This window comes from Lentzea sokolovensis (assembly GCF_033949975.1).
Classification (GTDB): Bacteria; Actinomycetota; Actinomycetes; order Mycobacteriales; family Pseudonocardiaceae; genus Lentzea; species Lentzea sokolovensis.
On record NZ_JAXAVU010000003.1, the window covers coordinates 46701 to 54147 of the forward strand.

Consider the following 7447-nt stretch of genomic DNA (forward strand, 5'->3'; position numbering starts at 1 on the left):
CTCACCTCCCAGTCCACTCGGGAGCGATTCGCGCCCATTCGTCCGCCCAGCGGCCCATGCGGATCCTCTGATGCGTGAACCTCGCCGCCAGGTACAGCAGAGCCGCCGTGCCGGCGACCGCGCTCCACAACAGGAGGGCGAGGAGAATCGCGTTGAAAGCGGCGCCTTCCTCCGTGGTCGGGGCTTCGGTCATGGCGCCGTCCTGGTCGATCCAGATCGGTACGACGGCGCCGGCCTCCGCGTCGTGGTGCGCCTGCACCACGCCTTGCCGGGCTGAGCCGTCGGGTAGCCGCCACCGCGCGAGCACGGGAGTCGACTCCACCACTCCGCCACGTTCGGTGGATCCGATCGTCGGCGGCGCGTCTTCGACCAGAACAGCGTCGACCTCGTGCCTGGCGGCCTGGTGAACCGGGATCTGCGCCCGGCGCGTCGCATAGCTCTCAGAGGCCGCCGCACCGGCGATCGGGATGGCGAGCAACGTCACCGCGATCGCCAGCGCGAGCACCGCCCCCTCGATGCGGTCGCCCGCCGTGGCGAGTGGGTTGCGACCTGGAAAGACGTGATGAACAAGTCTGGACACCGGCTTGACGGTCATGGTCCACCTCCGCCCCCAAGATTTCCGGGTCCGCGCGGTGGACCCCAGGGTCCTTCGTCCGGTCGCCGACGGGCCCGCGGACTCAACGGAAGTGGAGTCCCCCTGCCGTGTTCGCGACGATTGCGCGAAAGCAGCCTGGACACAGCCACACCAGGCGGACGCGGTGACCACGCCACTTCACGTCCATGTCGGTTCTTTCTCAGCGTGGCTGGGCGAGCACGAAGTAGCCTTCTTCCTCCTGCGCGAAATGCAGGCGCAGCACCGCGTCCAGTCCGTAGAGGGTGGCGCGCAGGTCGTCGACCTGGTCACCGGTCATGCCGGAGGGCTCGGCGAGATGCCTGCCCAGTCGGCGCACCAGCCGTTCGATTTCGGCATGGCCGCGGCTCATCGTCACCGTGGCGTTCTGGTCGCCGAACTCCGCTGACAACGCCGGATAAAGCTCGGTCTCCTCGGCGCGCTCGTGCGGCAGCAACCGCTCGGTGACAAGCTGGTGAGCGCGCCGCACCGTGTGCGCCGCCTCGGTCGTCATGCCGGAGCGCAGTGCGTCCGCGGCCACACGCACCGCCTCTCGCGCGTCACTCAGTTCGGCGTGCTCAGCGTCGAACCGCTCCAGCAACCTGGTCGTGTCTGCCCGCATACTTCCGTGCCGCAACGGAAGAAGCGCGCGCAACGCGTAGAGGATCACCGCGACGTCGATGGCCTCCTGGACCACCGCGCCTCCTACCGCAGGCAGCAAGCCGAATGCAGCGAAGCCCATCGCCACCAGCGCGAGGCCCATGCCCGATGCCGCACTCTGCACGGCGATCCGCCTGGCCCGTGCCGCGATCTCCACGCCGTCCGCGAGCCGGTCGATCCGATCGTCCAGAATGATCGCGTCCGCCGCTTGTGCCGCCGCCGCGCTACCGCGGTTTCCCAGGGCGACACCCACGTCGGCGGCGGCGAGCGCCGGTGCGTCGTTGATGCCGTCTCCGACCATCACCGTGATGCCGCCGGTCTGTTCGGCGCGGACCCGCGCGACCTTGTCCTCAGGCGCGCACTGCGCCACCACCTCGTCCAGCCCCAGCAGTCCCGCGACCTCCTCGGCGGCCTGCTGCCGGTCCCCGGTCAGCATGACCAGCCGGCGGAGCCCCGCCGCGCGCAGCCGCCGCATGGTTCTGGCCGCCTCCCGGCGCACCGGGTCGCGCAGCAGCAGCGCACCGACGAACTTCTCGTCGGCTTTCACCCACACCGTCGTCGCCGCGTCCAGCCGTGCCTTCCCGGCGGCAGCCCGTTCCCAGTCCTCGGTCAGCTCCTCATCGCGACTGCCCACGAAGACCCGAACACCTTCGACGTGACCCCAGGCTCCGTGGCCAGGCTGTTCATGCACCTCGCGCGCCGGCTCCAAGTGCAATCCCGCTGCCCGTGCGGCCCCCAGCACCGCCGACGCCAGGGCGTGTGTGGAGAGTTGTTCCACCGAGGCGGCGACGGCCAGCACGCCTGGAGCCGTCCACCCACGAGCGGGAATCACGTCGACCACAGCTGGTCGCCCAACAGTGACGGTGCCGGTCTTGTCGAGCACCGCGATCTGCGCGCCGCCCAGCGTCTCCAGCGCTTGGCCGTCGCGCAGCACGACACCGGCTCTGGCCGCACGCGACATCCCGGCGGTGATCGCGACGGGCACCGCCAGAAGTAGTGGGCAGGGGGTCGCGGTCACGAGCACGGCGACCGCTCTCGTCAGTTCGCCGGTCACCACGGCGGCGGCGCCTGCCATCGCGACGGCCACAGGCAGGAACACCGCCGCGATCCGATCGGCGACCCGGACGATCGGCGCACCCGTGGCCGATGCTTCCTGGGCCAGTCGCACCAGCCCGGCGTAGGTGCTCTCCTGCGCTGTCGCAGTAGCTCTCACGTCGACGACAGCCCCTGTCGCCACGACACCGCTACGCACCCGTTCGCCGCGCGACCGCGTCACCGGTTCCGGTTCGCCGGTGAGAGCGGACTCGTCGAAGGTCGCGTCCCCGAGCCAGAACCCCGTCCACCGGCACCACCTCACCGGGCCGCACCACCACCTGGTCACCAGGCTTGACCGCGTCCACTTCGACCCGGCGCAGCCCGTCGTGCTCCCGCAGATGCGTCTCCCTGGGCGCGCGGTCGAGCAACGCGCTCAGGTCACGCCGCGCCCGGCGACGGGCGTAGTCGTCCAGGGCGTGCCCCGTGCCCACCATCACCGCGACGACCGCGCCCGCGAGGTACTCCCCCACCGCGAGCGTTCCGACCAGGGCGAGCACGGCAAGCACGTCGGCGCCGAACCTCCTGGCCCGCAGGTCGTCCACCACCCACCGCACAGCGGGAACCACAGCTGTCGCGGTGGCAACGGCCCACAAGATCCGCGCGTTGTGCGGATCTTGGAGCCACACAACACCTCCAGCGGCGGCGACGAGCACCACCGCGATCAGGAACAGATGGTCGAAACGCGGTTTCACAACAGTGGCCCAGGCGTCAGCGGTACGGCCGGCCTGGGCATGGATCGTCGTGTGCTGCCTTCGCCTCCCTGATCACGACGACCGGGCACGAGGCGTGATGCACGCAGTGCGAACTGACCGAACCGAGGATCGCCTCGATGATCGGCCCGTGTCCGCGGTTGCCCACCACGAGCAGTTCAGCGGACGTGGACGCCTCGGCGAGCGCCGTCCTGGGGTCGCCCTCGAAGAGGATCCGGCGGATCTCCACGCCGTCGAACTCCTCGACCGCCTGGTCGAGCATCCTCTGCTGCTCGGCGCGCAGGTACTCCGGCGACAACCGCATGCCGACCTCCGCGGGCATCGGCCCGATCACCATGCCTCGGTCCGAGTGCCAGGCCGAGATCGCGTCCACTCGGCATCCACGCCGCCGCGCGTCCTCCACGGCCCATCGCAGTGCCGCCTGCGCGGCGGCTGATCCGTCCACGCCGACTACGACGGGCCGGGACTCGCTCTCGCTCATGCAGTTCAGCCTTGCGGCCTCCTTCGCGATCGGTGAGTGCCCGCGGTCCCGCTCGGCTCAGGACTTTCGTCCTCGGCCACCAGGCATCCACTCCGGCGTTCTTCCCGGCAGGCAGGAAAGGTCGTCTGGTCCTCCGGTGCACAGGACTCGTCGGAACTCGTCCTCGCGGTCCGCAGTTCGGCGGCGAGCGCATCGAAGATCGGCGTACTCGTCATGCCAGCCACTCTGTGGCATCCGTCCTCACCGCGTAAGGGGCCGCTGCGCAGGGTGGAGGGAGCGCAGCCGCCGTGCCAGCACGCCCTTCACCGCGGCATCGGCCAGCACCACGACCGGCACCGTCGCGGCGGCGAGTGCCCAGCCGAGCGCCGACGGACCGTGCCCGCCGAGCAGTTCCGGCAGAGGTGGCACGAACAGGAACACCACGAGCACGGCGAGCTCGAACGCGACCGCCCACAGCAGCAACCTGTTGCCGCGCAAGCCTGTTCGCCACACGGGCCGACTCACGCTGCGGCACGCGTAGGCGTTCGCCAGCTGGCCGAACACGATGGCGGCGAACGCGGTGCCCGACGCGGTCGCGAGCAGCGCGGCGTCCGGGGCTTCTCCGAGCCGCCAGCCGCCGGCGACCAGCACGATCAGGAAGGCGAGCATCGACATCAACGCCTCGGCAGGACCTAGCACGCCGAAAGCCCGGCGCAGCAGGGATCCGTCGACGAGTGAGCCGGTGCGCAGCTTGCCGCGCATGGTGTGCTTGTTCGGCGGCTCGGCGCCCAGTGCGAGGGCGGGCAGCAGGTCGGTGCCGATGTCGAGCGCCAGGACCTGGAGCACGGTGATCGCCAGCGGGATCGAACCGCCGGACAACGCCCACACCACGAAGGGAGTGAGCTCGGCGACGTTGTCGGTCAGGTGGTAGGTGAGAAAGCGGCGGATGTTCGCGAACGTGGCACGGCCCTGCTCGACCGCGGCGACGATCGTGCCGAAGTGGTCGTCCAGCAGCACCAGATCCGCCGCCTCGCGGGCCACGTCGGTGCCCGACGAGCCCATGGCGATCCCGACGTCGGCGGCTCGTAGCGCAGGGCCGTCGTTCACGCCGTCACCGGTCATCGCGACGACGTGTCCTCTGCGCTGCAACGCCATCGCGATGCGCAGCTTGTCCGCCGGCGTGACGCGGGCGACCACGACGCCGTCGTGGTCCAGCAACGCGCCCAACTCGTCCGGGTCGGCCGGCAGCGCCGCGCCTTCCACCACCAGCCGGTCGGGACCGAGCAGGCCCACCTGTTCGGCGATGGCGCGGGCGGTGGACGGGTGGTCGCCGGTGATCATGGCGATGCGGATGCCCGCGGACCGGCACGACGCAATCGCCTCCTTCACGTCGTCACGGGGCGGGTCCTGCAGTCCGACCAGGCCGAGGAGCTCGAGGTCCTGTTCGGCGTGCTGCCAGGACTCCTCGTCGCCCGGCCGCGCCGGCCTGCGCGCGACCGCGAGCACGCGCAACCCGCGCTGAGCCAGTGCCGCGATGGCGTCCTCAGCACCCTGCGCCGACACGCACAACGGCAGGACCGTTTCCGGTGCACCGGTCACATGCACGCCATCGGGGTCCACAATGGACGATCGGCGGCGCCTGGGGTCGAACGGGAACCGCACGGAGTCCGCAGACGGGTTGTCCACACCTACACGTGCGGCGAGCACGTGCAGGGCGACCTCCATCGGGTCGCCGACCGGGAGCCACCTGTCGTCCTGGTGGAGCACGTGGGCCACAGGCGAGCAGCGCTTCGCGCTGGAGGCGAGTTCACGCACCTGCTCGATCGCCTGCGGAGATCCGCTCACGGTGGCGGTCGGCTCGTAGCCGGTGCCGTGCACGGTCACCTCACCACGGGTCGTCCACACGTGCACGACCGACATCTCGTTGCGGGTCAACGTGCCGGTCTTGTCGGTGCAGATGAAGGTCGTCGCTCCCAGCGTCTCCACCGCGTCGAGCTTGCGCACCAGCGCGTTGCGAGCCGCCATGTTCTGCGCCGCACGGGCCAGCGACAGCGTGACGGTCGGCAGCAGCCCTTCCGGCACGAGCGCCACCGTGACGCCGATCGCGAACAGGAACCCTTCCGCGAGCGGGAGCCCGAGCAGGACAGCGATGCCGAAGAAGACCGCGCCCATCACGACGGCGAGTACCGCGACGACCACCACTACCTTGTGCAGCTGGGTCGCAAGGGGGCTGCGCGGCGGCTTGGCCTCCTGGGTCAGCGCCGCGATGCCCGCGAGCTTCGTGTGCCCGCCGGTCGCGGTCACCAGCACCGCCGCCTCGCCTTCCGTGACGTAGGTGCCCGCGTAGACCTGTTGTCCGGCAACAGGTCTCGTCGGCACGCTCTCGCCGGTCAGCATCGACTCGTCGACGGCCAGCCCCGCCGCGGTCAGCACCTCGCCGTCGGCACAGACCCGTGCGCCGGGTTCCAGCAGCAGCTCGTCACCGGCGACCAGCTCGGAGGCGTCGATCTGGCGAAGGTGGCCGTCCCGGTGCACGGTTGCGCGCAGCGGCATCAGGTCGCGCAGGCGCTGGGCAGCGCGGTCGGCCCGGTATTCCTGCGCGAACGCGAAGGCGCCGTTGAGCACGACCACCACTGCGATCGCCACGGCCAATGCCGGCATGCCCGCGATGTACGCCAGCACCGCGGCCGCCCACAGCATCAGGGCGAAGAAGTGCACCAGCTGCTCGACCAGCAGCAACAGCGGGTGCCGCCGACGGGCCTGCGGCAACTCGTTCGGCCCGTCGTCGTGCAGTCGCCTCGCCGCTTCGGCTGAGGAAAGTCCCGTTGTCGCGACAGTCATGAGTGCATCCCAGCGCGGACGGCGAGCAGCAGACAGGGCACGACGTCCCGCCGGGCCGGGACCGTTGCGCACCGTCCCCGACCGGGCACACGACCCTGTTCCCGCAGTCGTGCCGCCTCGACGCTGGACGGTATGGACAACGACAGCTACATCGCCTTCCTCCTCATCAGCACGCTGCTGGTCGTCGTCGACGCCGCGATCATCACCATCAGCGGCCGCAAGTACCTCGGCAACGCCGCGAACCGCGGCATGAGCGTGGCCGCGAGCTGGCTGACCACCACGTTGTTCATCCTGATCGTGCTCGGCCTCGTCGCCCTGGTCTCCACGGTCGACCTGCCGGTCGCCGGCGAGTTGCAGAAGCTCGTGACCAAGCTCGGCCTCGTGCTGCTCCTGCTGGCGGTGGCCCACGCGATCACGATGAGCGTCCTCGCCCGTTACCGCGGCGAGGAGCGCCAGGAACAGTTCGCCGAGGAACTGACCGAACAGCGTCGCGGCCACACCCACCCACCCGAGGTGACGCAGTCCATCGAGCGCCACGAGCCGTATTCGACGACGTAGAAGCAGAGGTGAGCGGTGATGACAAAGCCGATGACCGAGCTCGATTCAGTTCCGCTGTTCGCGAAGCTGTCGCACACCCAACGTGCGGCGATCGCGGGAGTGAGCCGGGTCGTGACCTACCCGCCGGAGACCCGGCTGTTCGACGAGGGTGGACTGGCCGACCAGTGCTGGGTGGTGGTGTCCGGGTGCATCGTGGTGGACGCCGCCGCGCCGGGGTCGGGACGCGATCGGGTCGGAGTGCAGAGCATCGGGCCGGGTGAGCTCGTCGGATGGTCGTGGCTGGTGCCGCCGTACCGGTGGCACTTCGGCGCGACGGTCGTGTCGCCCACACGGGCGGTGGTGGTGGACACCGCGGCGCTGCGCGACCTCGCGGACGAAGACCCGTCGTTCGGCTACCAGCTGTCCCTGATCCTGATCGACGCTCTGCTGAACCGCTTGCAGGCCACCAGAATACGGATGCTCGACCTCTCCAGGAACCCGTTGTGAGGACCAGACGAGAACGTGTGGTGGTGC

At 70.2% G+C, this 7447-nt stretch carries 6 protein-coding genes and 1 pseudogene; 2 read left to right on the top strand and 5 right to left on the bottom strand.

Features of this window, described 5'->3' with window-relative positions; genetic code table 11:
* Position 1 precedes the first annotated feature (1 nt).
* The 5 genes and pseudogenes from SK854_RS05475 to SK854_RS05495 all read right to left on the bottom strand — a co-directional run bounded on the left by SK854_RS05475 (position 2) and on the right by SK854_RS05495 (position 6376).
* Positions 2 to 595 carry an Rv1733c family protein gene (locus SK854_RS05475; protein WP_319973879.1) on the bottom strand — a complete coding sequence of 198 codons (594 nt, stop codon included), beginning with the start codon at positions 593 to 595 and terminating at the stop codon, positions 2 to 4.
* A gap of 199 nt (positions 596 to 794) precedes the next feature.
* Positions 795 to 1232 (bottom strand): hemerythrin domain-containing protein, encoded by a 438-nt coding sequence (locus SK854_RS48200; protein WP_406601734.1) that lies wholly within the window; start codon positions 1230 to 1232, stop codon positions 795 to 797.
* A gap of 81 nt (positions 1233 to 1313) precedes the next feature.
* Positions 1314 to 2799 (bottom strand): annotated as a pseudogene (locus SK854_RS05480) (heavy metal translocating P-type ATPase); the annotation flags it as partial.
* 274 nt (positions 2800 to 3073) lie between these two features.
* Positions 3074 to 3556, bottom strand: coding sequence for a universal stress protein (locus SK854_RS05490; protein ID WP_319973882.1), 483 nt, complete (start codon positions 3554 to 3556; stop codon positions 3074 to 3076).
* 240 nt (positions 3557 to 3796) lie between these two features.
* The gene (locus tag SK854_RS05495) at positions 3797 to 6376 is read right to left on the bottom strand and encodes a cation-translocating P-type ATPase (RefSeq protein ID WP_319973883.1); all 2580 of its coding nucleotides are present in this window, start codon (positions 6374 to 6376) and stop codon (positions 3797 to 3799) included.
* A 132-nt stretch (positions 6377 to 6508) separates the two neighbouring features.
* Here SK854_RS05495 and SK854_RS05500 point away from each other — a divergent pair, with 132 nt between their 5' ends.
* Together SK854_RS05500 and SK854_RS05505 are read left to right on the top strand one after the other, a co-directional pair.
* Positions 6509 to 6934 (top strand): hypothetical protein, encoded by a 426-nt coding sequence (locus SK854_RS05500; protein WP_319973884.1) that lies wholly within the window; start codon positions 6509 to 6511, stop codon positions 6932 to 6934.
* Positions 6935 to 6952: 18 nt separating this feature from the next.
* On the top strand, positions 6953 to 7420 hold the full coding sequence (locus SK854_RS05505) for a Crp/Fnr family transcriptional regulator (RefSeq protein ID WP_319973885.1): 468 nt from the start codon (positions 6953 to 6955) through the stop codon (positions 7418 to 7420).
* Positions 7421 to 7447 lie beyond the last annotated feature (27 nt).